The 26,255-nt window shown below is 72.3% G+C and carries 26 protein-coding genes and 1 pseudogene; 17 read left to right on the top strand and 10 right to left on the bottom strand.

The features are described 5' to 3' along the window. Nucleotides 1-96: 96 nt before the first annotated feature. Genes hmgA through ACFYZA_RS24510 form a run of 3 tightly spaced genes read left to right on the top strand, consistent with a single transcriptional unit; the run spans nt 97 to nt 3,441 of the window. Nucleotides 97-1,431: a homogentisate 1,2-dioxygenase gene (hmgA, locus tag ACFYZA_RS24520; RefSeq protein WP_388492790.1), complete on the top strand. Its 1,335-nt coding sequence runs from the start codon at nt 97-99 to the stop codon at nt 1,429-1,431. 43 nt (nt 1,432-1,474) lie between these two features. Then, entirely contained in the window at nt 1,475-2,227 is a 753-nt protein-coding gene (locus ACFYZA_RS24515; protein WP_382592670.1) for a GntR family transcriptional regulator, read from the top strand. Nucleotides 2,228-2,241: 14 nt separating this feature from the next. Continuing rightward, on the top strand, nt 2,242-3,441 hold the full coding sequence (locus ACFYZA_RS24510) for a type ISP restriction/modification enzyme (protein WP_388492788.1): 1,200 nt from the start codon (nt 2,242-2,244) through the stop codon (nt 3,439-3,441). A gap of 24 nt (nt 3,442-3,465) precedes the next feature. Here the strand turns inward: ACFYZA_RS24510 and ACFYZA_RS24505 are convergent, their stop codons facing one another. Continuing rightward, a complete protein-coding gene (locus ACFYZA_RS24505; protein ID WP_388492786.1) occupies nt 3,466-3,999 on the bottom strand; it encodes a GNAT family N-acetyltransferase in 534 nt (177 codons plus the stop codon). Between the two features lie 56 nt (nt 4,000-4,055). Then, a complete protein-coding gene (locus ACFYZA_RS24500) occupies nt 4,056-4,763 on the bottom strand; it encodes a TetR/AcrR family transcriptional regulator C-terminal domain-containing protein (protein WP_382592661.1) in 708 nt (235 codons plus the stop codon). A gap of 64 nt (nt 4,764-4,827) precedes the next feature. Here ACFYZA_RS24500 and ACFYZA_RS24495 point away from each other — a divergent pair, with 64 nt between their 5' ends. From ACFYZA_RS24495 to ACFYZA_RS24485, 3 genes are read left to right on the top strand one after another with little or no spacing between them, the layout of a single operon-like run. After that, on the top strand, nt 4,828-5,790 hold the full coding sequence (locus tag ACFYZA_RS24495; protein WP_388492785.1) for an ATP-binding cassette domain-containing protein: 963 nt from the start codon (nt 4,828-4,830) through the stop codon (nt 5,788-5,790). After that, nucleotides 5,787-6,569, top strand: a complete 783-nt coding sequence (locus ACFYZA_RS24490; protein ID WP_382592656.1) for an ABC transporter permease — start codon at nt 5,787-5,789, stop codon at nt 6,567-6,569. Before ACFYZA_RS24495 ends, ACFYZA_RS24490 begins: the two co-directional genes overlap by 4 nt. A 48-nt stretch (nt 6,570-6,617) precedes the next feature. Further along, nucleotides 6,618-7,814: a CaiB/BaiF CoA transferase family protein gene (locus ACFYZA_RS24485; protein WP_388492783.1), complete on the top strand. Its 1,197-nt coding sequence runs from the start codon at nt 6,618-6,620 to the stop codon at nt 7,812-7,814. Between the two features lie 29 nt (nt 7,815-7,843). Here the strand turns inward: ACFYZA_RS24485 and ACFYZA_RS24480 are convergent, their stop codons facing one another. Further along, nucleotides 7,844-8,107: a hypothetical protein gene (locus tag ACFYZA_RS24480; RefSeq protein ID WP_199846542.1), complete on the bottom strand. Its 264-nt coding sequence runs from the start codon at nt 8,105-8,107 to the stop codon at nt 7,844-7,846. 275 nt (nt 8,108-8,382) lie between these two features. On the opposite strand from ACFYZA_RS24480, the gene ACFYZA_RS24475 reads away from it, so the two are divergent. Further along, nucleotides 8,383-10,020: a serine/threonine-protein kinase gene (locus ACFYZA_RS24475; RefSeq protein WP_388492781.1), complete on the top strand. Its 1,638-nt coding sequence runs from the start codon at nt 8,383-8,385 to the stop codon at nt 10,018-10,020. Nucleotides 10,021-10,026: 6 nt separating this feature from the next. Here ACFYZA_RS24475 and ACFYZA_RS24470 read toward each other — a convergent pair whose 3' ends face one another. Next, the gene (locus tag ACFYZA_RS24470; RefSeq protein WP_388492780.1) at nt 10,027-10,836 is read right to left on the bottom strand and encodes an SGNH/GDSL hydrolase family protein; all 810 of its coding nucleotides are present in this window, start codon (nt 10,834-10,836) and stop codon (nt 10,027-10,029) included. Between the two features lie 270 nt (nt 10,837-11,106). Between ACFYZA_RS24470 and ACFYZA_RS24465 the strand changes: the two genes are divergently transcribed. The 5 genes from ACFYZA_RS24465 to ACFYZA_RS24445 all read left to right on the top strand — a co-directional run bounded on the left by ACFYZA_RS24465 (nt 11,107) and on the right by ACFYZA_RS24445 (nt 15,893). Continuing rightward, nucleotides 11,107-11,523 (top strand): hypothetical protein, encoded by a 417-nt coding sequence (locus ACFYZA_RS24465; RefSeq protein WP_388492778.1) that lies wholly within the window; start codon nt 11,107-11,109, stop codon nt 11,521-11,523. 328 nt (nt 11,524-11,851) lie between these two features. After that, complete coding sequence (locus ACFYZA_RS24460) at nt 11,852-12,715, top strand: glycosyltransferase family 2 protein (RefSeq protein ID WP_382592641.1); 864 nt, start codon at nt 11,852-11,854, stop codon at nt 12,713-12,715. Further along, the gene (locus tag ACFYZA_RS24455; protein WP_388492776.1) at nt 12,712-13,737 is read left to right on the top strand and encodes a glycosyltransferase family 2 protein; all 1,026 of its coding nucleotides are present in this window, start codon (nt 12,712-12,714) and stop codon (nt 13,735-13,737) included. Before ACFYZA_RS24460 ends, ACFYZA_RS24455 begins: the two co-directional genes overlap by 4 nt. Further along, on the top strand, nt 13,734-14,537 hold the full coding sequence (locus ACFYZA_RS24450) for a polysaccharide deacetylase family protein (protein ID WP_382592635.1): 804 nt from the start codon (nt 13,734-13,736) through the stop codon (nt 14,535-14,537). The genes ACFYZA_RS24455 and ACFYZA_RS24450 overlap by 4 nt, the downstream gene beginning before the upstream one ends. Before the next feature lie 27 nt (nt 14,538-14,564). Further along, nucleotides 14,565-15,893, top strand: coding sequence for a lipopolysaccharide biosynthesis protein (locus tag ACFYZA_RS24445; RefSeq protein WP_388492773.1), 1,329 nt, complete (start codon nt 14,565-14,567; stop codon nt 15,891-15,893). Between the two features lie 114 nt (nt 15,894-16,007). Here the strand turns inward: ACFYZA_RS24445 and ACFYZA_RS24440 are convergent, their stop codons facing one another. Then, nucleotides 16,008-17,381 carry a xylan 1,4-beta-xylosidase gene (locus tag ACFYZA_RS24440; RefSeq protein WP_388492967.1) on the bottom strand — a complete coding sequence of 458 codons (1,374 nt, stop codon included), beginning with the start codon at nt 17,379-17,381 and terminating at the stop codon, nt 16,008-16,010. 257 nt (nt 17,382-17,638) lie between these two features. Between ACFYZA_RS24440 and ACFYZA_RS24435 the strand changes: the two genes are divergently transcribed. Continuing rightward, nucleotides 17,639-18,742: a DUF5925 domain-containing protein gene (locus ACFYZA_RS24435; protein ID WP_388492965.1), complete on the top strand. Its 1,104-nt coding sequence runs from the start codon at nt 17,639-17,641 to the stop codon at nt 18,740-18,742. A gap of 129 nt (nt 18,743-18,871) precedes the next feature. Here ACFYZA_RS24435 and ACFYZA_RS24430 read toward each other — a convergent pair whose 3' ends face one another. After that, entirely contained in the window at nt 18,872-19,246 is a 375-nt protein-coding gene (locus tag ACFYZA_RS24430) for a GntR family transcriptional regulator (protein WP_382592629.1), read from the bottom strand. A gap of 190 nt (nt 19,247-19,436) precedes the next feature. Here ACFYZA_RS24430 and ACFYZA_RS24425 point away from each other — a divergent pair, with 190 nt between their 5' ends. Beyond that, entirely contained in the window at nt 19,437-19,937 is a 501-nt protein-coding gene (locus ACFYZA_RS24425) for a DUF402 domain-containing protein (protein WP_388492963.1), read from the top strand. Nucleotides 19,938-20,066: 129 nt separating this feature from the next. On the opposite strand, the pseudogene ACFYZA_RS24420 reads toward ACFYZA_RS24425, so the two are convergent. Together ACFYZA_RS24420 and ACFYZA_RS24415 are read right to left on the bottom strand one after the other, a co-directional pair. Beyond that, nucleotides 20,067-20,639, bottom strand: a pseudogene (locus ACFYZA_RS24420) (class I SAM-dependent methyltransferase); the annotation flags it as partial. Between the two features lie 41 nt (nt 20,640-20,680). Further along, entirely contained in the window at nt 20,681-21,157 is a 477-nt protein-coding gene (locus ACFYZA_RS24415) for a GNAT family N-acetyltransferase (RefSeq protein WP_388492772.1), read from the bottom strand. 207 nt (nt 21,158-21,364) lie between these two features. On the opposite strand from ACFYZA_RS24415, the gene ACFYZA_RS24410 reads away from it, so the two are divergent. Then, complete coding sequence (locus tag ACFYZA_RS24410) at nt 21,365-22,432, top strand: lytic polysaccharide monooxygenase (protein ID WP_388492771.1); 1,068 nt, start codon at nt 21,365-21,367, stop codon at nt 22,430-22,432. A gap of 81 nt (nt 22,433-22,513) precedes the next feature. Here the strand turns inward: ACFYZA_RS24410 and ACFYZA_RS24405 are convergent, their stop codons facing one another. Both ACFYZA_RS24405 and ACFYZA_RS24400 read right to left on the bottom strand, forming a co-directional pair. After that, nucleotides 22,514-23,374, bottom strand: a complete 861-nt coding sequence (locus ACFYZA_RS24405; protein WP_382592608.1) for an esterase/lipase family protein — start codon at nt 23,372-23,374, stop codon at nt 22,514-22,516. Between the two features lie 407 nt (nt 23,375-23,781). Then, a complete protein-coding gene (locus ACFYZA_RS24400; RefSeq protein WP_388492770.1) occupies nt 23,782-24,429 on the bottom strand; it encodes a TetR/AcrR family transcriptional regulator in 648 nt (215 codons plus the stop codon). A 102-nt stretch (nt 24,430-24,531) separates the two neighbouring features. Here ACFYZA_RS24400 and ACFYZA_RS24395 point away from each other — a divergent pair, with 102 nt between their 5' ends. Together ACFYZA_RS24395 and ACFYZA_RS24390 are read left to right on the top strand one after the other, a co-directional pair. Continuing rightward, nucleotides 24,532-25,269: an SDR family oxidoreductase gene (locus ACFYZA_RS24395; RefSeq protein ID WP_382592602.1), complete on the top strand. Its 738-nt coding sequence runs from the start codon at nt 24,532-24,534 to the stop codon at nt 25,267-25,269. A gap of 153 nt (nt 25,270-25,422) precedes the next feature. Then, the gene (locus tag ACFYZA_RS24390; protein ID WP_388492769.1) at nt 25,423-26,130 is read left to right on the top strand and encodes a hypothetical protein; all 708 of its coding nucleotides are present in this window, start codon (nt 25,423-25,425) and stop codon (nt 26,128-26,130) included. Nucleotides 26,131-26,255 lie beyond the last annotated feature (125 nt).

Below are 26,255 nucleotides of genomic sequence, written 5' to 3'. Positions count from 1 at the left end.
ATCATCTCCCGCCCGGCCGGTTTTCCCGTTGACGCGACCGCATCGTAATCCTACGGTTGACCATAGGATTCCGGCACGGGAGCAGGAGAGCGCACGATGACGACAGCTAGCGGCGGCCAGGCGGGGAAGATCGCGGAGGGCCTCGGCTACTCCCGTGGATTCGGCAATGAGCACAGCTCGGAGGCCGTCCCCGGCGCTCTCCCGCACGGGCGCAACGCGCCGCAGCGCGCCCCGCTCGGCCTGTATGCGGAACAGCTGAGCGGCTCCGCCTTCACCGAGCCGCGCGCCACCAACCACCGCTCCTGGCTGTACCGGATCCGGCCATCGGCCGCGCACCCGCCGTTCACCCGCACCGACAACGGGCACCTCCGCTCGGCCCCCTTCACCGAGTCCGTCCCCGACCCCAACCGGCTGCGCTGGAACCCGCTGCCCGAGCCCCCGGCGGGCACCGACTGGCTGGCGGGCCTGTGGACGCTCGGCGGCAACGGCGACGCCGCCCGGCGCACCGGCATGGCCGTGCACCTCTACCACGCCAACTCCTCGATGGAATCGAGGGTGTTCAGCGACGCCGACGGCGAACTCCTGATCGTGCCCGAGCACGGCGGGCTGCTGCTCCGCACCGAGCTCGGCCTGCTCGCCGCCCGCCCCGGCGAGGTCGCCCTGATCCCGCGCGGCGTGCGCTTCCGCGTCGAGCTGCTCGACGCGAGTGCCCGCGGCTACGTCTGCGAGAACTACGGCCGCCCCTTCGAGCTGCCCGAGCTCGGCCCGATCGGCGCCAACGGCCTCGCCAACGCACGGGACTTCCGGGCGCCGCTCGCCGCGTACGAGGACGTCGAGGGCCCGGTGGAGGTGGTCAACAAGTTCTGCGGCAACCTCTGGACCGCGACCTACGACCACTCCCCGCTCGATGTCGTCGCCTGGCACGGCAGCCACACGCCGTACGTCTACGACCTGCGCACCTTCAACGTGATCGGCAGCATCAGCTACGACCACCCCGACCCGTCGATCTTCACGGTGCTCACCTCGCCGTCGGACACCCCGGGCCTGGCCGGCGTGGACTTCGTGGTGTTCGCGCCGCGCTGGCTGGTCGGCGAGGACACCTTCCGGCCGCCGTACTTCCACCGCAACGTGATGAGCGAGTACATGGGCCTCATCGAGGGCGCGTACGACGCCAAGACTGCCGGAGAAGGGGGCTTCGTGCCCGGCGGCGGCTCGCTGCACAACATGATGTCGGCGCACGGCCCGGACCGGGAGACCTTCGACCGGGCGAGCGCCGCCGAGCTGAGGCCGCAGAAGATCGACGACGGACTGGCCTTCATGTTCGAGACGCGCTGGCCGGTCACCGCCACCGAGCAGGCGGCGAGCGCCGGACACCTCCAGCCGGGCTACGACGACGTGTGGCAGGGTCTTCAGCGCCACTTCCGCTCATGAAGCGCCCCTTCCGCTCCTGAGCACCACCTGATACGGAATCCCTGTGACCTCCTCCTTCGCACCCGACTCCCTGGTCCTGAACCGGAAGCTGCCGCTCTGGTACCAGGTCTCCCAGTCGCTGCGCGCCTCGATACTGGGCCGCTCCCCCGACGCCTCGCTGCGGCTCCCCACCGAGGAACAGCTCGCGGCGCACTACGGGGTGAGCGTTCTGACGATGCGTCAGGCCCTCAAGGAGCTGGAGGAGGAGGGCCTGATCAGCAGGCACCGGCGGCGCGGCACGTTCATCGAGCCGGCCGCCCGGCGGGCCTCCCCGGTCCGGCTGCTCGGCTCGATCGACGCGATCGTGGCCCAGCAGTCGGGCGAGCGCACCACGGTCCTGGGCCACGGCCCGGAGCAGGTGCCGGGCGACCTCGCCGAGTACTTCCCCGGCTGCGCCGAGGTGGTGGCGTACCGCAGGCTGCGGTGCGACGACGAGAGCGGCGAGCCGACCAACTGGGCGCACAACGCGGTGCGTCCGGAGGTGGCCGCCGCGATCGACCTCGCCGATCTCACGCGCTGGCCGATGACGAAGGTGCTGCGGGACGCGGTCGGGGTGGACATCGCGCGCATCACGGACACCGTGGAGGCCCGGCTCGCCGATCCGGTCACCGCCGAGCTGCTGCGGGTCCCGCTGCTCTCGCCGATCCTGCACTACACGGGCGTCACCTACGACGGGACGGGCCAGGTCGTCGACGTGGCCCGCATCCACTACCGCGGCGACCGCTTCTCGTTCTCGGTGACGGTCGAGGCCCGCTGAGCGTTCTCACTAGCATGCTGGCTGTGAGCGATGACGTGCCTCTCCTCGACGATCTGATGCCCTGGTCGGTGGCCCCGCTGCGGCTCGGACGCCCCTGGGTGGTGGCGCCGGACGAGCGCACCCTGCGCGCCCGCTGGGACCTGCTCGTACGGTCCGAAGGGGCCGAGCGGGAGCGGCTGTTCGGCCCGAGCCGGGCCCGCACCCTGCGCTCCGCGGTGGCCGCCCTGCCCGGCAGCGCCCGGGGCACCGGCCCGTTCGCGCGGGAGCGGGGCGCGTGCCCGGATCCGGTCCGCGTCCAGCACGGGCCCTTCGACGAGCAGTGGCTGATACCGGACCAGCGCCTCATCGACGCCGCCCGGCCCGAGCTGTGGCGGGTCGCCGACGGGCACCAGCTCTTCGTGGTCGAGCAGGGATACGTGCCCAAGGCCGCCGGGCCCGCCCTGACCGTCTCGGCCGTGCTGCCCGACGGCCGCTCCCCCGCCGGGCGCCCGGGCCGCGTCCGCCCGCTGTACCGCCGCCCCGGCGGCCTCGAACCGAACCTCGCCCCGGGCCTGCTCGCCTTCCTCACCGAGGCGTACGGCCACGCCGTCGCCCCGCACGATGTGGCCGCCTGGGCCCTGGCAGCGGGCCGCCCGAGCGCGGCGGGATGCCTGGTTCCGCTGCCGGAGGATCCCCGACTCTGGTCCACGGGCGTGGAGTTGGGGCATCGGATGAGTGCGCTGATGACACGCGGGGCACACGGCGGCGAGAAGCCGCGGCTGCCCGGCGGACGGCGGCCCTATGTGCGCGCGGCCGTACCGGCCCGGCCACGGGAGCTGCGCTACGACGCCGCCGAGGAGACCCTGCACATCGGCGACGGCGGCCGCATCGCGCCGGTGCCGCCCGAGGCCTGGGAGTTCCAGGTGGGCGGGGTGCGGATGCTGGAGCTCTGGTTCGAGCGGCGCACCGAGCCCGCCGAGGCGGACACGCTCGCGGCGATCGGCCCGGCCGGCTGGCCACAGGAGTGGACCTCCGACCTCCTTGAGCTGATCACGGTCCTGGCCCTGCTCGGCGAACTGCGCCCACGGCAGGCCGAGTTGACGACCGGCCCGCAGGTGACGCGCGCGCGGCTCACGGCAGCCGGGGTCCTTCCGGTGCCGGACGGGGTGCGCCGCCCGGCCTCCGTGTTCGACCACCACGAGGAGGGGCCCGGGGGCCAGTTCGCCCTGGTGTGAACGCGGGGGCGGGCTGACGTGAGGTCAGGCGGCGTACTCCGTGAGGTCGATGGTGTGGATGTGCAGCGGGGTCTTGTGCTCCGGGTGCGTGGTCTCGCTCGCGAGGTCCATGCCGAGCTTGCGCGAGACGTTCTCGGACGCGGTGTTGCTCAGGTGGGTGATGCTGATGACCCCGTCGAGGCCCCGGTCCTGGAGGGCGAACTCCAGGACGGCGTGGGCGGCTTCGGAGGCGTAGCCCTGGCCCCAGAACGGGCGGCCGAGCCGCCAGCTGATCTGCACGTCGGGCACGCCGGAGGGCTGGAACTCGGGGACGGAGAGCCCGGCGAACCCGATCAGTTCACCGGAGGCGAGCAGTTCGACGGCGAACAGGCCGAAGCCCTCGTCGCCCCACTCCTCCTCCCAGTTCTCGATGTCCTCGGCGGTCTCCTCCAGGTCGCGCACCGAGCCGTCGCCGATCCAGCGCATGACCTCCGGGTCGGCGTTGATGTCCGCCAGGGGGACGAGGTCGTCGTCGGTCCAGCGGCGCAGCAGGAGGCGGGGGGTGCGGATCTCGGTCATGGGGCCATCCTGCCCGGACCAGGGGCCCAGCCGGAAATCCGCCGCCCGCGCCCCCGCTATTCGCCGAAGGCGTCGAGCGTCCTGGTCAGGGCCCGAACGAAGACCGCGTCCAGGTCGATGGGGCCGGAGTCCTCGGCGAAGGCGGCGGCCAGCCGCGGATAGCGGCCGGTGGCGACCTGGCTGAGGAGGTAGGCGATCCGCACGCTCTGCTCCTGCTCGGGCGACCAGGGCAGCGAGCGGGTCCGCTCGGCGGTGGCGATCTCGTTGGCGACGTAGGTGGTGACGACGCCGTTCACCGAGGCGATCAGCTCCATCTTGGCGCCGTACCTGGCCTCCAGCGGGTCGAGGCAGGTCATGCAGTGCTCCAGGTACCGCAGGGCGTTCGGGCTGAAGCCGTACACCGGGGACATCAGGCGCGGCACCCAGGGATGGCGGTGCATGAGCGCCCGGGTCTGGTGGGCGAGGCCGAGCATGTCGGCCCGCCAGTCGCCGGTCGGCTCGCTCAGGTCGTACTCGGCGCTGACCGCGTCCACCATCAGCTCGTACAGGTCCTCCTTGCGCGGCACGTAGTTGTACAGCGACATCGTTCCGCAGCCGAGTTCGGCCGCGACATGGCGCATGGACAGCGCGTCGATGCCCTCCGCGTCCGCGATGCGTACGGCGGCGGCCGCGATGTCGGCACGGCTGAATGCGGGCCTGGGGCCCCGTCCGGCGCGCTCGGGGCGCGCCCAGATCACTTCTGGTTCAGCAGGTCGCCCCGCCATGGATCATCACCTCGCCCCCCATCGTAGTTACGTACACCGTACGTAGTGCGCTATGGTGAGCCACATGACGACTACGTACGCTGTACTTAGTGAAGGTCTGGAGAAGCGCTTCGGCGCTGTCCACGCCCTGCGCGGGCTCGATCTGGCCGTGGCCGAGGGCACGGTCTGCGGGGTGCTCGGGCCCAACGGCGCGGGCAAGACGACGGCCGTACGCCTGCTGACGACGCTGCTCGCGCCGGACGCCGGCTCCGCCCGGGTGGCCGGGCACGACGTGGTGCGCGAGCAGGACGCGGTCCGCCGCGCCATCGGGGTGACCGGCCAGTCCGCCTCCGTCGACGTCGAGCTCACCGGGCGGCAGAACCTGTGTCTCTTCGCCAAGCTGCACGGCATGCGCGGCGCGGCGGGCCGCGAGCGGGCCGGTGAACTCCTGGAGCAGTTCGAGCTGACGGACGCGGCCGACCGGGCCGCGAGCACCTACTCCGGCGGCATGCGGCGCCGCCTCGATCTCGCGGCGAGCCTGCTCACCCGTCCCCGCGTGCTGTTCCTCGACGAGCCCACCACCGGGCTCGACCCGGCCAGCCGCAACCAGATCTGGGCCGCCGTGCACGCCCTGACCGCCGAGGGCACCACGGTGCTGCTCACCACCCAGTACCTGGAGGAGGCCGACCGGCTCGCCGACCACATCGTCCTCGTCGACCAGGGCCGCGCCGCCGTCACCGGAACCCCGGCCGAACTCAAGTCGCGGATCGGCTCCTACGCCCAGGTCGTCGTCGCGGACGAGGGCTTCCTGCCTCAAGCAGCCGCGATCCTCGACCAGTTGACGGGCGCCCGCCCCCAACTCGACCCCGCCACCGGGACGGTGGGTGCCGTGTCCATGGACCCGACGCTCACCCTGCCCCGCCTCGTGCGCGAGCTGGACGGCGCCGCGGTGCCGATCCTCGACGCGAGCCTGCGCCCGCCCACCCTCGACGAGGTGTTCCTGCGCCTCACCGCCGCCCCCAACTCCCGCAAGGAGCTTGTGACATGACCTCGCTCGCGTACGACAGCACCGCCATGCTCGGCCGTCAGCTCCAGCGCATCAAGCACGCGCCCGGCGTGCTCATCCTCACCCAGACCATGCCGATATCGATGCTGCTGTTCTTCGGCTACGTCTTCGGCAGCGCGCTCGCCATGCCCGGCGAGGAGTACCGCGCCTATCTGGTGCCCGGCCTCCTCGTCGCCACCGCCGCCAACGGCCTGATGACCGGAATGTTCCACGCCGCGCAGGACTCGCACCGCGGCGTGATGGACCGCCTGCGCACCCTGCCGATGAGCCGGGCCGCGGTCCCGGTGGGCCAGAGCGCGGCGGACCTGCTGACCACCGCGCTCGGCATGGTCCCGCTGATGCTCGTGGGGCTCGCGGTGGGCTGGCGGATCGACTCCGGGCTCCCCGGCGCGCTCGGCGCCTTCGGGCTCCTGATGCTGCTGCGCCTCGCGACGACGTGGGCGGGCCTGTTCCTCGGCCTGCTGACCCGCAGCGAGGAGGCGGCCGGGCAGCTGGGCTCGGCCACCTTCATGCTGCCGCTGCTCTCCAACGCCTACATCCCCACCGACCACCTCCCCGGCTGGCTGCGCACGATCGCCGAGTGGAACCCCATCAGCGCCGTCGCCTCGGCCGTCCGCGACCTCTGCGGCAACGCGTCGCCCGCCGCGGACGCCGCCTGGCCGGTGGCCCATCCGGTGGCCGGCTCGCTCGCCTGGTGCGGCCTCCTGCTGCTGGTCTTCGTGCCGCTCGCGGTGCGCCGCTACGCCAACAACGGCCGCTGATCAGCGCCGCGAGGTGACAGGAGCCGCCCGTACGCGATAAGTACGGCCATGAGCACTCAGCCCCTGCCCCTCGAAGGCATCACCGTCGTCGCCGTCGAACAAGCCGTCTCCGCACCCTTCGCCACGCGGCAGCTCGCCGATCTGGGAGCCCGCGTCGTGAAGGTGGAGCGCCTCGACGGCGGCGACTTCGCGCGCGGCTACGACACCGCGGCGCGCGGCCTCGCCTCGCACTTCGTGTGGTGCAACCGGGGCAAGGAGTCGGTCGCCCTGGACCTGAAGGACCCGCGCGGCCTCGACGTCCTGCGCCGGCTCGTCGCGGACGCCGACGTGTTCGTGCAGAACCTCGCGCAGGGCGCCGCCGCCCGGCTCGGCCTGGACGCGGCCACGCTGTGCGCGGCGCACCCCCGGCTCGTCGCCGTCGACATATCGGGATACGGCGCCGGCGGCCCGTACGCCCACAAGCGGGCCTACGACATGCTGGTGCAGTGCGAGGCGGGCCTGGTGTCCGTCACCGGGACGCCCGAGCGGGCCGTCAAGGCGGGGATCCCGGCCGCCGACATCGCGGCCGCCATGTACGCCTTCTCGGGCGTCCTGGCGGCCCTCGTGCGGCGCGGCACGACCGGCCGCGGCGGACCGGTGGAGATCTCCATGCTGGAGGCGCTCGCCGAGTGGCTCGGGCATCCGCTGCACCACGTGATGCACGGGGGCACCGAACCGGCGCGCACCGGCGTCGCGCACGCCGTGATCGCGCCGTACGACGCCTACGACACGGCGGACGGCGGGCAGGTGCTGCTGTCGGTGCAGAACGACCGGGAGTGGCGGCGGCTCGCCGAACTGGTCCTGGGGCGACCCGAGTTGGCACACGATCCGGACTTCGCCACCAACGCGGCGCGGGTGGCGCACCGGTCGAGGACGGACGAGGCGGTGGCGCGGGCGATGGCTGCCTTCACGGCGGACGAGGCGGTCGCCCGGCTCGAAGCGGCGGGGATCGCGTGCGCCCGGATCAACACGGTCGCGGACGTCGCCGCGCATCCCCAGCTGGCGGCACGCGGCCGCTGGCGGGAGGTGGAGTCACCGGTGGGGCCGCTGCGGGCACTCCTGCCGCCCATCAATCTGGGCGGCGGTCAGGAGGCGTACATGGGTGCGGTGCCCGCGCTCGGCGAGCACACCTGCGCAACGCTGCGGGCCCTGGGAATGACGGACGAGCAGTTGGCAGAGTTGCGCCGGGACGGCGTGATCGCCTGAACGCGGGGCGCCTGGTGTCGGGAGTGGGTTCAGCCGCGGCTGCCGAAGAGCGAGCGGCGCAGCCGCCGCAGCGGCGCGAAGAGCGAGACGCGAGCGCTCTTGCTCCTGCGGGTGTGTGCGATGTCACGCGAGGTCAGCTCGCGCATCAGCAACGTCGCCTCGGCCGCCTCGCGCTGCGGGACGGCAGGACCGCCGAGCACCGAGAGATGGCGGTCGAGCCGCGAACTGGTCGCACTGCTCCCGCAGGTGATGGCAGGCACTCGCGCCCTGCTGTGCATCGTTATCTGTTCCATGTCACTCCCCACCCGTACGAGGGCACCCGGCCCCGGGCAGGGTAACCCTATCGCCCCCGCGTCACACTCGTGAATCCGGTGGCAGGATTCACCTTCAGGGGGCCCGGGTTGACGACTACGCTCCGAATACATCTGATTCCAGGGCGAGTTGGACACATTCCTGACTGGCCATCACGCAGAGTCGCGACCCATGTTCGCACGCGCTGTGCAATGCCGTTCAAGGGGGCGGCAGCGGCGCGGCCCTGAGCTAACTTGGAAGGGTTTCTCCGCCGCGGATGGGGGGCTCGCCAGTGAGCGAAGTGCCGGGCAGTGAGCAACGTCTGATCGCGGGGCGCTACCGGCTCCTCTCCTCGCTCGGCCGGGGCGGCATGGGCATCGTGTGGCGCGCGCGGGACGAGGTCCTGGGGCGCGAGGTGGCCGTCAAGGAGGTCCGGGCCCCCGCCTCGCTCGACTCCCCCGAGGTGGTCCGCCTGTACGCCCGCCTGGAGCGCGAGGCCTGGGCCGCGGCCCGGGTCTCGCACCGCAACGTCGTGACCGTGTACGACGTGGCCACCGACGAGGGGCGGCCCTGGATCGTCATGGAGCTGGTCCGCGGCCTCGCCCTGTCCGACGTCCTGGACGCCGAGGGGCCGATGCTCCCGCAGCGCGTCGCGCGCATCGGCGCCGAGGTGCTCGCGGCGCTGCGGGCCGCGCACGACGCGGGGGTGCTGCACCGCGACGTCAAGCCGGCCAACGTGCTGCTCGCCAACGACGGCCGGGTGGTCCTGACCGACTTCGGCATCGCGACGGTGGCGGGCAGCCAGACGCTCACGATGACCGGCGAGGTCGTCGGCTCACCCGAATTCCTGGCTCCCGAGCGGGCGTTGGGCCGCACGCCCGGCCCGGCGTCCGACCTCTGGTCGCTCGGCGTGCTCCTCTACGCGGCCGTCGAGGGCAACTCTCCGTTCCACCAGGACACCCCGCTGTCCACGCTGCGGGCGGTGGTGGACGATCCCCTGGAACCGCCGCTCCGGGCCGGCCCGCTGACGCCGGTCATCGAGGGGCTGCTGCGCAAGGAACCGGGCGAGCGGCTGCCCGCCGAGGAGGCGGAGCACCAGCTGCGGCTCGTCGCGGCGGGCGGCACCGTGCGCTCCCCGATGGACCGGTACGAAGCCACCACGGTGCCGGGCGGGGCGCCCGTCCTGCCGCCCACCTCCGTGCTGCCGCCCGCGGCCGCCGGGGGTACGACCACGACGGCGCCGGGCGCCGGGCGTTCCCACACCGGGGCGGTGGTGCTGGCCGGGGTCCTGGTGCTGCTGCTCGCGCTCGGCCTGCTGCTGTACATGCTGCTGCGGGACAACGGGCAGGGGGATCAAGGGGGTTCGTCGGCCACCGGCGCACCCGCGCCCACCCCGCCGCACTCCTCGACGGCTCCGGGGACGAGCGGCGCCACGCCCAGGAGCAGTCCGCCGACCGCCTCGGCGTCGGCCTCGGCCTCGGCCTCGGCGAGCAGGAGCGCCGGCCCTTCGCCGACACCCGAGCAGTCGGTGTCCGTCAACGTCCGGGTGGTACGCGGGAGTTACCGGGGCGCGTGCCCGGCACCGAACACCTCGGCGCCCTCGATGGTCGCCGTCTTCACCGTGGGGCGCGCGCCGGCGGAAGTGGAGTACCGCTGGGTCACCCGGGACGGCCAGTCGTCCGACCCGGAGTGGAAGACGCTCTCGTTCGCCTCGGGCGGGGCGCGGACCCGGCAGGTCGTGCACACCGAGTCGCCGGCGCGCGGCGGCTCCAACGAGGTCCACGTCGAGGTGCGCGGGCCGGCGAAGGCGGTGTCCGACCCGGTGGCGTACGAGGTGACGTGCGAGGAGGAGACACCGACGGGCGGGGCCTCCTCCCCCGGGTCACCGACGGGCTCCTCCTCGCCCTCCGGCTGAGCGGTTTCAGGCCGCGCGGGTGAAGGTGGGCAGGTAGGCGCCCGACTGTCCGGCGGCGGTGGGGTGGTAGGACTCGCCGATGTTGGTCCACACGACGCTGTTCAGCCACGGGCTGCTGGAGCAGATTTCGTGACCGGTGAAGCCCGCCACCACGTCCGCGAAGCTGAAGCCGTGGTCGGCGGCGCGCTTGGCGGTCACCGAGTTGAGCTCGTCGGCAGCGCCGTTGATCGCCGAGCGGGAGTTCTCGCTGAGGCCGGCGATGCAGCTGCCGCCGATCTTGTAGAAGTGCGGGTAGCCGATGACGACGACATGCGCGTTGGGCGCCTTGGATCTGATCGCCGAGTACACCGAGTCGAGCAGTCCGGGCAGCGTCGAGTCGACGTAGGCGCGAGCCGACGCCACCTTGCTGAGGCAGGTGGACTCGGAGTACAGGACGCAGTTGGTCATGACGTCCGAGAAGCCGGCGTCGTTGCCGCCGATGGTGATCGAGACGAGGTCGGTGGTCGAGTTCAGCGGGCCGAGCTGGCTCGACGTCACATCACCCGTACGAGCGCCGGAGCACGCGGTGAAGTTGAACGAAGCGGGTGAGTGGGCTGCCGCCCACAGGGCCGGGTAGGCCTTCGTGGAGCGCTTGCAGCTGCCGCTCGAGCTGTCGTAACTCCCGGAGCCGACGCCGGACGAGTACGAGTCGCCGAGGGCCACGTAGTGGGATCCGGCCGCCTGGGTTGCCGCCGATGCCACGCCGGCCCCGGTGAGGGAAAGCGCGGTGGTCAGCACGAGCGCCCATGCATATGCCGCGATTCGGGACAGTTTCATGGAACCTCCTTGTAGCGGGTTTTCCGCCACGGCAGTGGTACCAGCCCCCACAGGCCGCGGGAAGTGTCCATGCCAAGAACAACCGACGGACATCTGCGGCTATCTGGCGATCCGTCAGTAACTCGCGAGTAATCCTTCACCGGAGCACCACACTCCGCTGACGGTGCGTCAACCTCCGTTCACCGCAAGCGAGTCGGCGTCTTGACGGGACTGTCCGAACTGCGTCACATTGAAGCCTCGCATCCGGCGCATCGGGGGGAACCGTCGCCAATGCAGACCATCAGTGACAGATCGGCAGCGGGCGTGCCCGTCTCCGCCGATCTGGTGCCCGTCCTCGCGGGAGCGGTCTTCGCCGCCTCCGCCGTCGGCGCCGCCCTGGCGTACACCGGCCTGGACTCTCCGCTGCGCGCTCCGCTCGCGCTCTTCTATCTGGTGGCCGCGCCCGCGGAAGCGGCCGCATTCTCCCTGCGTCGACTGGAACCGCTCGACCGCATGGTGGCGTCTTTGTCGGGAGCGGTACTCATCGATCTGCTGACCGCCGAAAGCATGGCAGGTCTGCACCTTTGGTCGACCCGGAACGGCGTTACGGCGGTGGGCGCGATCAGCCTTCTCCTCTTCCTGTCGGGAACGGGGGTGAATCACTCCGGAGCCGGCCGTGAAAGAACGGTCAAAAACAGCGAAACGTGAGGCCTCGGCCGAGGTCTTGCCCTACAGTCCCCATCATCAATAGCGTCTTACATCCACCCGCAACGGTCCATTGGCAAGCGGCACTGGGGGAGGGCTCAAGCGTCGCGATGGATACCGGTGCGGGGCGCGGTAGGGGGGTGCCGTGGTCGGTCTTCGCCTTGCGGGGACCGGAGCACGGGCCGCGCGGCCAGCAAAGCCAGCTCACCCGGAGAGTGCGGTGTGCCATGCCGTCATGACCGGGGCGAGAACCCCCCTTTCGTAACCGGAAACTCATCCGGACCGCCCGGGGGCGGGCGGTCCACCGGACGAGAGGGACAAGAGACTCATCATGATTCCTTCCGTGCGCCCGGCCGTTCCGGGCCAAGATCAATTAATTGCGGATTCGCCGAACAGTCATTCGGAATCCGTCACCGCCGGTCGAATATCCGGGGCCTATCGACCGGTTTCGGCGAATCTTGCCATTGCGCCGCCGGTGAGCGTCGTCATCCCGGCGATGAATGAGGCAGAAAACCTTCCGCACGTCTTCAAGACGCTTCCCGACTGGATCCACGAAGTCGTCCTGGTCGACGGGAATTCCACCGACGACACCGTGCAGGTCGCCCGCGAACTGTGGCCCGACGTCGTGGTCGTCAAGCAGGTCGGCAAGGGCAAGGGCGACGCGCTGATCAGCGGCTTCGCCGCCTGCACCGGCGACATCATCGTCATGGTGGACGCGGACGGCTCGGCGGACGGCGACGAGATCGTCAGCTATGTGTCCGCCCTGGTGGGCGGCGCCGACTTCGCCAAGGGCTCCCGCTTCGCCAACGGCGGCGGCACCGACGACATGACCCCGATCCGCAAGCTCGGCAACGCCGTCCTGTGCGGCATCGTCAACCGCAAGTTCGGGGCCCGTTACACCGACCTCTGCTACGGCTACAACGCCTTCTGGAAGCACTGCCTCGACAAGATCGTGCTCGACTGCTCGGGGTTCGAGATAGAGACGCTGATCAACATCCGGATCGTCAAGGCGGGCCTGCGCGTGCAGGAGGTCCCCAGCTACGAGTACAACCGGATCCACGGCGTATCCAACCTCAGCGCGGTGCGCGACGGCATCCGGGTCCTGAAGGTGATTCTCAGAGAGAAGGCGGTGCCCCGAGCCCGTCGGCGCACCCAGGCCGTCTTCCTCAACGCACGGCGAGGAGAGGTGACTTGACGGAGCGTCAGTTCTCCGTGGTGATCTGCGTGTACACCGAGGAGCGCTGGGAGGACATCCTGGCGGCGGTCTCCTCGGTGCGCGCGCAGTCGCTGCCGGCCCTGGAGACGCTGCTCGTGGTGGACCACAACGAGCAGCTCCGGGAACGGCTCACCCGGGAGTTCAAGGAGTACGCGGCGTCCGGGGAGGTGCGGGTGCTCGCCAACGCGGGCCCCCGCGGCCTCTCGGCCGGCCGCAACACCGCGATCGCGGTGGCGCGGGGCGCGTTCGTGGCCTTCCTCGACGACGACGCCGTGGCCGAGCGGGACTGGCTGCGGCACTTCGCCGAGGGCTACGACGACCCGCGCGTGATGGCGGTCGGCGGCCGCACCATGCCCGCCTGGGCCTCGGGACGCAGGCCCGCCTGGTTCCCCGAGGAGTTCGACTGGATCGTCGGCTGCACCTACCGCGGCCTGCCGCCCGGCCGGGTCGAGGTGCGCAACGTCCTCGGCGGCAACGCCTCCTTCCGCACGGCCGCGTTCGACGCGGCGGGCGGCTTCGCCACCGGCATCGGACGCGACGGCGACAAGAGGCCGCTCGGCTGCGAGGAGACGGAGCTGTGCATCCGGCTCAGCAAGGCGCTGCCGGGCGCCGTCCTGCTCATCGACGACCGCTCGGTGATCCACCACCGGGTACCGGCGGCCCGTGAACGCTTCGGCTACTTCCGCGAGCGGGCGTACGCGGAAGGTCTCTCCAAGGCGCTGGTCGCCCGAAGCGTGGGCTCCGGCAAGGGACTTGAGTCCGAGCGCCGCTATACGAGCCGGGTCCTGCCGGCCGGTGTGGCGCGCGGTGTGCGGGACGCGGTGCTCGGCCGGGCCGGGGGCGCGGGCCGGGCGGGCGCGATCGTGACCGGGGTGGCGGTGGCGGCCGGCGGCTATCTGCTCGGCACCGTACGGGCGCTGCGCGGCGGGGTCACCTTCAGCGTGGCCCCCATCGAGCGCACGGGCTCCGCCCGGCCGGGCGAGCGGGGGGAGGCGGCATGAACGCGCCCGGGCCCGTGCCGATCCTCATGTACCACTCGGTGGCGCACAGCCCCACGAAGGAGGCGTTCGGCCTCTCCGTCTCGCCGGACGCCTTCGCCGACCAGATGGAGCTCATCGCCGAGTTCGGGTGCACTCCGGTCACCACGGCCCAGCTGGCGCACGCCTGGCGCACGGCGGGGGCGCTGCCGCGCCGTCCCGTGCTGATCACCTTCGACGACGGCTACGAGGGCGTGCACCGGCACGCCCTGCCGGTGCTCTCCAAGTACGGCTTCGCCAGCACGCTGTTCGTGTCGACGGGCTGGCTGCGCGGCCCGCACGACGAGGGGGGCGCCCTGGACACCATGCTGGACTGGAACCAGGTGCGCGACCTCGCGGCGGCCGGAACCGAGATCGGCGGACACAGCCACAGCCACCCGCAGCTGGACCAACTCCCCGACGAGCGGCTCTGGTTCGAGACGCTGCGCTGCAAGGAGATCATCGCCGACGAACTCGGCGCGCGCCCCGTCTCGTTCGCCTACCCCTACGGCTACTCCAGCCGCCGGGTGCGGCGCACGGTGCGCTCGGCGGGCTTCGCGCAGGCGCTCGCCGTGGGCAACGCGCTCGCCGAGCGGCGCCAGGGCCCGTACGCCCTGGAGCGGGTGACCGTCCGGCGCTCCACCGGCCTCGACGAGTTCGAGCGGCTCCTCGTCGGCACCGGCCGCGACATCGCCCGCACCTTCGCCCGCGACCGCGTCCTGACCAAGGGCCATGCCGTGATCCGTGGGGCCCGCCGAGCCGGGCGCGGGCTCGGCGGCGACTGACGGACGACCAGAAGGCGAGCGGTACCCGTGACCGAGGTGAGCACCGCCCAGGACGCAAGCACCCCACTCCCGGACGAACGCCGGGGCACCCCGCTGTTCCGCAACGCCTACGCCCTGATGCTCAACACCGGCATCAGCGCGGTCCTCGGGCTCGGCTTCTGGCTGCTCGCCGCCCGGTACTACACCGACGACGCGGTGGGCCAGGGCTCGGCGGCGATCGCCGCCATGAAGTTCCTCGCCGGGATCACCGCGCTGACCCTGACCGGGGCGATGGCACGCTTCATCCCGGTGTCGGGCGCCGCCACCGGCCGCCTGGTGCTGCGCACCTACGCGCTGAGCGCCTGCGTCGTGGGCGTGGCCGCGCTCGTCTTCATGGAGACGCTGGACTTCTGGGGGCCCTCGTACCGCTTCCTGCACGGACCGCTCAAGGGCCTCGGCTTCATCGCGGCGGTCATCGCCTGGTCGGTCCTCACCCTCCAGGACGGGGTGCTGACCGGGCTGCGCAGCGCGTTCTGGGTGCCGGTCGGCAACACCGCGTTCTCCGCCGTCAAGCTGCTGCTCCTGGTGCTGATCGCGGCCTCGCTGCCGGCCAGCGGCGTCTTCGTGTCGTGGGTGGCGGCGATCTCGGTGTCCGTACTGCCGCTGGGCTGGCTGGTGTTCCGGCGGCTGGTCCCCCGCCATGTGGCGCTCACCGTGCACACCGCGAGGCCGCCGGGCTTCCGGGAGGTGGGCCGCTTCCTGGCCGGTGACTGCACGGGTTCGCTGTTCGCGCTCGCCGTGGTCTACCTGGTGCCGGTGGTCGTGGCCTCGCAGATCAGCTCGGCCGACAACGCGTACTTCTACATCGCCGCGACCATCGGCGGCACCGTCGAACTGCTCGCCATCAACATGGGCGCCTCGCTGACCGTCGAGGGCGCGCACGACCCGGCGCGCCTCGGCCGCAACGCGCGGGCCGCGCTGCTGCGCATGGTCAAGATCGTGCTGCCGATCTGCGCCTTCCTCTTCGCCTGCGCGCCGTACATCCTGAGCGTGTTCGGCGAGGGGTACGCCGGCCATGCCACGGCGCTGCTGCGCTGGCTGGTGGCCGGGGCGCTGCTGCGGGTGGTGATCGAGCTGTACTTCGCGGTGCTGCGGGCGCAGAGCCGTACGGCCGGACTCGCCCTGCTCCAGGGGCTGTTGTGCGCTCTGGTGCTCGGATCCACCCTGGCGCTGCTGCCGCCCCTCGGCCTGACCGGGGTGGGCATCGCCGAGGTCGCCAGCCTTGCGGTGATCGCGGCGGTCGCCGCGGTGAAGCTGTTCGGGGTGCTGCGCCCGGCCTCGGCGGAGCCTCGGCGGGGCGGCCGGCGCGTCTCATAGGCGGGGCGTGGCGCCGCAGCGGGCCGGCCGGCGTGCCTCGCGGGCGGGGCGTGGCGCCTCAGCGCCTGAGCCGGTCAGCGGGTCAGCGGGTCAGCGGGTCAGCGGGTCAGCGGGTCAGCGGGTCAGCCAGCGCACCTCGTAGGCGGCCATCGGGAACGACCTGCCGTCGACCTTCGCGTCGATGGCCCGGCCGAGGGTGTTGACCACCAGCAGGTCCTTGGCGCTCGCGAGCACCCGGACGTTCGGCACGTCGTCGGCGGCGATGTCGACGGTGGTGAGGCGGGTGCCCGGCGGAAAGGCCTTCGCGAACCTGGCGATGAGCGCGTACATCGGCAACTCCCGCCCTCCGTCGCTCTGTTGGGTCGGCGTCCAGAGACACCCGGGGCACGGGCCGCCGCGCTGCTGCGGGCTCCAGTACAGGGCGGTGCCGGTGCCGCCGCGCGCCAGGGCCATCAGGCCCGCGGCCTGGGTGGCGACGCGCTGCCGCTCGCTCCAGCCGGACCTGTCGGGCTCGACGTAGTACTCGGCCCACCACAGCGGCAGACCGCTCCGGTCGCGCACCCACTCGCTGACGGCGGTGAACTTGTCGGTGGCGGCGAACGCGTCGGGGATGAGCTGGTTGGTGCGGGTGAAGCTGGCGCCGTCGACGACCACGAAGTCGGCACCCTCCTTGTGCTTGTTCCAGTAGGTGAAGGCGTCGAGCACCCGCTGGTCGACCGAGCCCCAAGGGCCCTTGAGCGAGGACGCGAAGGACTGGTCCTGGGGGCCGTAGCTGTCCATGACCAGATAGGGGCCGCCGACGAGATTGCGCCGGTCGGCCTTCTTCAACGCGTCGTAGACCTGGTTGTAGAGCCGGGTGTAGCCCTCGTAGTTCCAGCGCTGGGCGCCGTCGTCGAAGAAGCCCTTGAACTCGTTCCAGACGATGAAGTGCCGCACGTCCGGATAGCGGCGGGCGATCTTCGCGGCCAGGGCGGCGAAGTCCGCGTAGTGCTCGGGCAGCGGCGCCGACTCCAGGGACCGCACGCTCCAGTCCGTACCGCTCGCCCCGGCCCGGCCGCCCTTCATCCAGTCGGGCGCGCAGCACAGGGTGATGACGGGGGTGGCGCCGGTGGAGCGGATGTAGTTGACGCGCCGGTCGAGGTCCGAGAAGTCGTAACTGCCCGGCGACGGTTCGGGGTTGCCCGCGCCCCAGCCCATCATCGCCTGGTCCTGTGGCAGGCCCTGCGCCGAGAGCAGCTCACGGGCACGCGCGACCGCCGCGTCGTCGCCGGTGTCGGCGCTGTACTGGGTGTGGGTGAAGCCCCAGCCGAGCGCGGCGGCGGTGTTGCTCGCCCCGGTCCGCCCGGGTCCCGCCCCGCCCTCGTTCCGGCTCGTGCAGCCGCTCGCCGCCAGGAGCAGGGCGAGCGTGGTGAGCAGGACCGCGGCCAGGGTCGCGGCGGTCCTGTGCCGGGGCGCCCTGCCGGGCGGCCCCGCGCTCCGGACGGCCATTCCGCGGTGACGTTCCATCACGAGGCAGCGTACGGGCGGTAGTTGACGTTCCGGCCGGTTTTTCCGGAACGGGTACAGAACGTCCCCGGCCGTCGTGTCGGCCGCCGTGTCGGCCGCCGGGCGGGCCACGGGCCCGTCGACCGGGCGAGGCGACCGGGCCGTCGACAAGGTCATTGGCCGGGCCGTCGGCGGGGCCGCTGGCCGGGCCGTCCATCAACGGGACAAAACACGTGCGCGTGTGGACGTGTTGCCGGATCATGGGCGGCATGTCCGCGAACCCAGAGGCCACGCTGCCGATTCGGCTGACCATGGACGACAGCGATTCGCCGTCCGACGTCGTCGACGCCCTCTTCCTCGGCCGCTTCGCCACGGGCGAGCAGCCGTTCTCGCACAGCTCCTCCATCGACCGGGTCAAGAAGGGCCTCACCCTGCTGCCGCCCGCCGCGAAGGTGCTGCGCGCCGCCCGCGACGACGACCGCAGCGCGACGCTCGCCGAGGGCCCGGGCTGGACGCTGCTCGTGTCGCGCTGGAACCGGGGTGCGGACGTGACCGTGACGGCGACCAGCGAGGAGCTGGCCGAGCAGGTACTGAAACAGGCCACCGACGGGGCCGAGGACGAGCCGGAGCCGCAGCCCGAGAACGTCACGATGGGCTTCTGGTACGTCTCTCCCCGGCGCGGCCCGCACCGCACGACACGACAGATCGCGGCCGGCACCTGGGACGAGGTGCGGCCCAACTACACGGCCCCGGTGGCCGATGCGATGGACCGCCTGATGAAGGTGACCCCGGACGACATCGCGGGCCGGCTGCTTCTGCTCCACGGTCCGCCGGGCACCGGCAAGACGTCGGCGCTGCGCACGCTGGCCCGGTCCTGGCGCGACTGGTGCCAGGTCGACTGCGTGCTCGACCCGGAACGGCTCTTCAACGACGTCGGCTATCTGATGGACATCGCGATCGGCGAGGACGACGGCGGCGCGAAGGGCCGCTGGCGGCTGCTCCTCCTGGAGGACTGCGACGAGCTGATCCGCGGCGAGGCCAAACACACGGCGGGCCAGGCGCTCTCCCGGCTGCTCAACCTGACCGACGGCCTGCTCGGCCAGGGCCGCAACGTGCTGGTGGGTGTCACCACCAACGAGGACCTGGAACGCCTGCACCCCGCGGTCGTACGCCCCGGCCGCTGCCTCGCCCGCATCGAGGTCGGCCCGCTGACCCGGGCGGAGGCGGTCGGCTGGCTGGGCACGGAGGAGGGCATCGGACGCGAAGGCACCACCCTGGCCGAGCTGTTCGCCCTGCGCCGCGGCACGTCCCCGACCTCGGTCCCGGACCAGCGCCCCGGGGCGGACGAGGGGCTGTACCTGTAGCCCGGGCCCCGCAGGGCTGTACCTGTAGCCCGGCCCGCGCAGGGCTGCACCTCCAGCCCGGGCCGCGCGCGGCCGCCCGGGGGTGCGGGCTCGTGGTCCTGGCTCGCCGCGGACCCGGCGCCGCGGCCCCTACTTCCCGTACGCGGCCCGCAGCGCGTCCTCGACCGCGGCGCGGGCGGCCTCCCGGCCGAGGCCGAGCCTGCGGGCCTCCCCCGCGTAGGTGGCCGCGGCGGCCGCGGCCAGCCGCTCCGAGGCGTCCCCCGCCGCCGCGACGAACGTGCCGTTGCGGCCCCGGGTCTCGATGACCCCGTCCGCCTCCAGGGCGCGGTAGGCCTTGGCCACCGTGTTCGCGGCGAGCCCGAGGTCCTCGGCGAGGCCACGGACCGTGGGCAGTTTGAAGCCCACCGGCAGCTTCCCGGAGCGGGCCCGGTCGGCGATCTGGGCGCGCAGTTGCTCGTACGGCGCGGTGGCCGCGCCCGGGTCGATCACGATCTTCAGGGTCACGGGCCGATTCTCCCCCGCGCCGGAGCCTGCCGAGAACACGTGGGGCGCGGGTCCCGGAATTCGAAGCAGCCGGAAATTCGAAGGCGCCGGCCCCGGCGTCCCGCGTACCGTGCGGCGGTCACCCCGGGCTCCGCCGTCGACCCGGGCTGCGGTTACGAGCTGTGTGCCATGGAGGTACGTCATGTCCGCGATGTCCGCGCGTTCGGCCGGGGCCGGCACCCGTATCGAGATCGTCCTGGTCAAGGCCGGGCGTACGAAGCTGCGTTACCCGGCGTCGGTGGTGTCCGACGACGGGACCCGGCTGACCGTCCGCGCCCCCTGGGCGGCCGAGGGCGTGCGCGACTTCGGGTTCGTCCGGTTCGAGCCGGGCGATGTGTTCACCGAGCACTACTGGCGCGACCGCTGGTACGCGGTGAAGGAGGTCCGCGATGCCGACTCGGCGCTGAAGGGCTGGTACTGCGACATCGCGCGGCCCGTGGTGGCCCGGGACGGCGAGCTGATCTCCGAGGACCTGGACCTCGACCTCTGGGTGTCGGCCGACGGCGCGACCGTACTGCGCCTGGACGAGGACGAGTTCACCGAGAGCGGGCTCACCGAACGCGACCCCGAGGCGGCGGCCCACGCGCTGGCCGCCCTGGAGGAGCTCGAACTCCTGGCGAAACTGGGCCAGTTCACCGCGCTGATCGATTGAGGGCGGGTCGGCTGAGGGCTGGCTGACTGAGCGCTGGTCGGCTGAGGGCTGACCGGCCGAGCGCTGGTCGGCCGAGCCCCTCCCCCCCCGTCGCCGCCCGCCGCCCGACGCCCGGCGTCAGGCCGCGGCCGCCGTGGCGACCACCACGTACCGTTCATCGTCGACCTCGCGTCCCCACAACCGGGCGTCCCCCGACAGCCGTTCGTAGCGCGCCTCCGCGCCCAGCGGGGTGAGGGCGGCGGTGAGGCGTTCGGCGGGTATGCCCGTGCCGCCCCACACCCCCTCGACCAGGATCAGCCGGCCGCCCGGACGCAACAGGGACCACCAGTGCCGCAGCGCCGCTTCGTGGTCGGGCAGGGCCCACACCACATGGCGGGCCAGGATCACGTCGAAGGTGCGGCCCTCGACGGGCGGCCGCGCCGCGTCCCCGGTCAGCACCTCGGCACCGGTGCCGGCCAGCTTGGCGCGGGCCCGCTCGGTCATCCTGGGCGACAGATCGACCGCCGTGACGCGGTGACCCCGGGCCGCGGCGAGGAGCGACAGGCTTCCGGTGCCGCACCCGAGGTCCAGGAACCCGCCCGCGCGCTCGGGCAGCCAGCCCGCGAGGCGCTCGTCCCACGCGGCCCGCACCAGGGGATCGAGCAGGCCGTGATCGGGCTCCTTGTCGAAGGTGGCCGCGGCTTCGTCCCAGTCGATGTCCATGCCCCGATCGTGCCAGCCGCCACTGACAACCGGCCGGGCGATCAGCCCCGGCCCGCCTCCCCGCCGGGCCGGGAGCCGAGCAACTTGCGGTAGTGCAGGCGGTCGTAGGGCCCCTGGACGCGCCGCTCCACGAGCTCGTACCCGTACCGCGGATAGATCTTCTGGTTCTCCCACATCATCGCGTTGGTGTAGAGCCGGACCTCCGGCAGGCCGAGCGCCCGCGCGTGCTCGTCCACGAAGCGCAGCAGCCGGCCCCCAAGTCCCGTGCCCCGTACGTCCGGATGGACGGAGATCGAGTCCAGGAAGAGGTGGTCCGGCTCCGCGACGAGCACCAGGACCCCGACGACCGGGTCACCCGCGACGAAGACGCGCCCCGCCGCGACGTCGGCCGCGTGGTCGGCCTCCATGGGGGCGGGCACGACGCCGATGCGTTCGATGTAGTGGTGGTAGGCGGCGTCGGTGACCTCCTTCACCCGGGGCACGTCGTCGGCGTTCGCGAGCCGGATCACATCGTTCATGGGGTCACCGTACGTCGCGCGCGGGCCTCGTTCTTAATCACTTCTGAGTGGGTCCTTAAACGCACCATAAGGATCGCCACCACCCGCTCCCAGCAGGGGATTTCACGGTTTCTTGGGGCTAGCGTGCTGATCGCCGGACGGGACATCCGGCCGTCGGAAACCCCCACGCCCCCCCATGCCCGTGCACCATCGAAGGAGTACGTCACGATGACCTTCCCCCAGCTCTCCACCGCGTTCGAGCAGCGGGGTCCCCGTCGGCGCAGGGCCGCCGTCGTCGCCGCTGTCGGCTTCGTGCCGCTCGCTCTGACCGGGCTCGCGGCCGGGCCCGCCGCGGCCCACGGTTCCATGACGGACCCGGTCAGCCGGGTCTCGGCCTGTTACGCGGAGGGGCCGGAGAGCCCGAAGTCGGCCGCGTGCAAGGCCGCCGTCGCGGCCAGCGGCGCGCAGGCCTTCTACGACTGGGCCGCGGTGAACATGGCCAACGCCGCGGGCAAGTCGAAGGAGATCATCCCGGACGGCCAGCTGTGCAGCGGAGGCAACGACAAGTACAAGGGTCTCGACCTGGCGCGCGCGGACTGGCCGGCCAGCAAGCTGTCGGCGGGCAACCACACCTTCCACTACAAGGGAACGGCCCCGCACAAGGGCTCGTTCGAGCTGTACATCACGAAGGACGGCTACGACCCGTCGAAGCCGCTCAAGTGGTCGGACCTGGAGGCGACTCCGTTCGTCAAGGTCACCGACCCGCCGATGCAGGGCGGCGACTACGTCTTCGACGGGAAGATCCCGGCCCGGTCCGGCCGCCACCTGATCTACTCGATCTGGCAGCGCTCGGACAGCCCGGAGGCCTTCTACACCTGCTCCGACGTGGTGTTCGGCAAGGACAGCGGTACGGCGGGCGCCCCGGCGCCGGCGCCCTCCGCACCCACCGACCAGGAGATCGCCGACGGCGCGGACAAGTCGTCGGTCCAGCACCACCACGACGCCGCCACCCCCGGTACGCAGCCGGGCACCGCACCCGCGGCGGAGCCGGAGGCCGCCGGCAACCAGCCGCAGCCGGACGGGGCCGCGGCCAGCACCCCGGTCACCACCACGGGCGGGACCGGCACGACCGGCACGACCGGCACCACCGGTACGCAGAACCTCGCCGAGACCGGGGGCAACAGCAGCACCCCGTACCTCGCCATCGGCGGCGCGGGCGCGATCGCCGTCGGTGCGGCGGCGTTCTTCGGGACGCTCCGCCGCAAGGCGGTGGCCACCGGCCGGCACGGCCGCTGACCCCCTTCTCGCACGGCACACCGCCCCCTCCCGGATCCCGGGAGGGGGCGGTCGCGTGGGGGCGGGCGGCCCGACGGCGGGTCAGCCGACGGCGGAGGCGCAGGTGGTGGGGGTCGCGTGCGCCGGATCCAGCGCGTTGGTCACCTCGTGGTAGGCGACGCGGTCGGTCAGACCGATCGCCACGTGCTCGGAGAGGTCGAGCGCGCACTTGTCCTGGAGGAGGACGTTGTGGACGTCCGGGCCGTCGAGGAACTGCGTGCGGTAAGGGGTGACCACCTCGTCGTACTTGGTCGCGATGACCGTGTAGTGAACTCCGGGGACGGTGTCGCCGCCCTGGTTCAGCTTGGTGACGAAGGGCGATCCGGCGATCTGGTCGGCGAGCCCGGGGGTGGCGAGCGTCAACAGGTCCTGGGCGCCGGGGAAGTAGGGCAGCAGCTGGGTGAGGCCGTCGAGGGTGGTGCCGTGGTTGTCGGGGGCGATGCCGACGAGCGCGTTGACCTTGGAGGCGCCGCCGAGGAACTTCAGGTACCAGCGCGGCATCATGCCGCCCTGGGAGTGGCCCACCAGATCGACCTTGGACTTGCCGGTCGCGGCGAGCACCTTGTCGACGAAGGTGGAGAGCTGGGCCGCCGACTTGTCGATGGGGCCGAGGCCGTCGAAGAGCGGGACGCCGGGGAGCTGGCCGTAGTCGAGGGAGAAGACGCAGTACCCCCGGCCGACCAGGTACGGCGCGAGGGCCAGCCAGTTGTCGGTGCCGTTGCCGAAGGTGCCGTGCACCAGGACGACGGGCCGGGGGTGGGCGGCGGACGGCTTGCAGGAGTAGTCGTTCCAGCCACTGCTCGGAGCGGACTGGGCGTGCGCGGCGGTGACCGGGGCGAGCGAGGCCGCGGCGGCGAGCAACAGCGCCGACAGCGGTCTGAGCACACGTTTCCAGGGCAGCATCGGGTGATCTCCTTGCGGCTCAAGGGAGTTGCGATGGGGGATTCGCCCTGCGGCCCGGACCACAAGTGAGTGCCGTACTGGGTATGTACGGGGCGTGCTCACGCCAAATTACGCACGGGTAGCCGAGGAGAGAAGTTACGCGTCAGTAAAAACTGTCGTGCCGCGTCGTCAACACCCTCCCGGTGGTGCGGGACGGCCTCTGTCCTGCGCCTCCCGCGCCGCCTCGCGCCCCCGCCCTTGAGACGCACGGGGCGCCCTCCGCACGCCGCCCTCCACCCTCCCCGGCCCCGGGGCCCCGGCACCCGGCACCCGGCACCCGGCACCCGGCACCCGGCACCAGCACCAGCACCAGCACCAGCACCAGCACCAGCACCAGCACCAGCACCAGCACCAGCCGATTGTGTACGTCAGCGGCGCGGCGCGGCCTCGCTTCCGAGGAGCGGGCCCAGCGCGGCGGCGATCTCCTCGGCGAGGGGGCCGTCGACCGGGGCGTGGCCGCTGAGGAGGCGGTACCACATCACGCCGAAGGCGAAGTCGACCGCGAGGTCGAGGGAGGCGGGGCCGTCCTGCCTCAACTCGCCGCGCGCCACGCCCCGTTCGAGGATCTCGCGAAGGGCCGCCCGGCGCGGGGCGATCACCTCCGACTGGAGCCTGCGCGCGAGCGAGGCGTCCGCCTGCGCGTCGGCCATCAGGCCGACGACGGCCCGCCCGATGGCGCCACGGGTCAGGCGGAAGGTGTGGCCGAGGAGCTCCTCGATGTCCCGGTACACGTCCCCGGTGTCGGGGAAGAGCTCGGCCGGGCTGCGGTGCGGAAGCTCGGTCAGGACTTCGAGCAGCACGTCCTGCTTGGTGGGCCACCAGCGGTAGACCGTCTGCCGGCCGACCTGGGCCTCGTCCGCGATGCCTTTGATCGTCAACTCCTGGTAGCCGTCGCGCCGGCAGAGCTCGAGGGCCGCGTCGAGCACCGAGCGCCTGGCCGTCTCGCTGCGGGGGCGGCCGCGCGGCGGGGAGCCGTCGACGGGCTCGCCGCCCGATCCGTTCTCGATTTTCTTCATGCGGACAGTTTACAAGACACCCTGCCTCGGAATACTCTTTACGAGACAGCGAGCCTCGAAAAGCACGGAGGCCCGTACGAGAGGGCCTGGAAGGACAGCACCATGAATGAGCGAGTTGTGATCGTCGGCGGCACCTCCGGCATCGGCCTGGCTACGGCGCGCCACCAGCTCGGGGCGGGCCGGGACGTCGTGGTCACCGGCCGCGACCCCGAGCGGCTGCGGGCCGCGCTTGCCGATCTGACCGCGATCGAGGGTGCGTCGGGCACGGCGAGCGGCTCGGTCGTCGACGCCCGGGACGAGACGGCCACGCGGGAGTTCTTCGCCGGGCTCGGCCGGGTCGACCATGTGGTGGTCGCCGCGACGGGCTCGACGGCCGCCGGGCCGTTCCGCTCGGTGACCACGGACGCCCTGCGCGCGGCCTCCGAGGGCAAGTTGATCGCGCACAGCCTCACCGCGCGGGCCGCGCTCGACGTCCTCTCCCCCACCGGGTCGATCACCTTCGTGACCGCCGCGTCGGCAGGCGCCGCGATGCCCGGCACGGCCGGCCTGGCGGCGGTCAACGCCTCGGTGGCGGCCATGGTCCCGGTCCTGGCGGTGGAGCTGGCCCCGGTCCGCTTCAACGCGGTGTCGCCCGGGGTGGTGGACACCCCTTGGTGGGACTGGATGGACGAGGACGCCAAGGCGGAGACCTTCGCGGCCTACGCCAAGTCCACTCCCGCCGGCCGCTGCGGCCGCCCCGAGGACATCGCGGACGCGATCTCCTTCCTGGTGGGCAACAGCTTCACGACCGGCGTCGTACTGACGGTGGACGGAGGTGCCCGCCTGGCCTCGGGAGCGTAAGGAATCCGGGCGGGCGATTCCTCTCAACTACGGTCCAGTTGTCGGGAGTTCGCAACGACAGGGCGCCCGTTCGTCCCAGTCCGGTCACTTCACGCTGGGTGCCCCCTCCATCGCGGTACGTTCGCGACGAGTGCCAATGCCTTGGGGGGAACCATGCGCAAGACCCTGCTCGTGACCACTGCCACCGCCGCCGCCACCGCCTGCCTCGCCCTGACCGCCTGCGGCCCGGGAGGAGGCAGCTCCGAAGGCAAGCCGTCCACCGGCGGAGCCGCCGCCGGGCTTCCGTCCGCCACCGCGCCAACGGCCGCCGCACCCACGGCCGCCGGCCCCTCGGGGAGTGGCTCGGCGACGCCGAGTGCGGACCCCGGAGCCGGGCAGACCGCCCTTGAGCTCGGCGTGCCGTCCCGGACCGTCGGCACCAAGCTCGTCGGCATCCTGGAGATCACCCCGACCACCGTCGTCTACACCAAGGAGGGAAATGGCACGACTTCACGGTTCGGCACCTTCGCCGTCATCACGACCAAGGACGCGTCGCTGACCGCGAACGCGGCGGACGAGGAGCCCGCGAGCGCCAACGGCACCAAGGGAGGCTGGCGTTGGATCGCCGCCGACGGACAGCGCGTCGCCGAGAGCAACGGGAGCGCGTACAAGGTCCTGGTGCGCGGATACGACGGCACCGGCAAGATCGAGCCGGGCACCTCCCAGTTGCGCTCCGAGGTCTTCGACCTGACGCCGCAGCAGGCCAAGGGAGGCGGCACGCTCGTCTACACCGACGCCACCGGGGCCGAGAACCGCTGGAAGATCCCGGCCGTCGACGCCGGGCCCCAGGTGGCGGACGTCAAGAAGCGGCTGGCTTCCTGAGGCACGGTCGCCGCTCGGGACGGACGAGCGGCACGGGTGCCCCTCGGTTCGGGCCGAGGGATCCCCCTCTCGGCTCAGGCCGGTTCAGGCCCGGCTCAGGGCTACCTCAGGCCCGCCTGAGGCCG

This window comes from Streptomyces sp. NPDC001828, from assembly GCF_042892175.1.
Taxonomy (GTDB): domain Bacteria; phylum Actinomycetota; class Actinomycetes; order Streptomycetales; family Streptomycetaceae; genus Streptomyces.
This window is presented reverse-complemented; position numbering and strand designations above follow the sequence as displayed.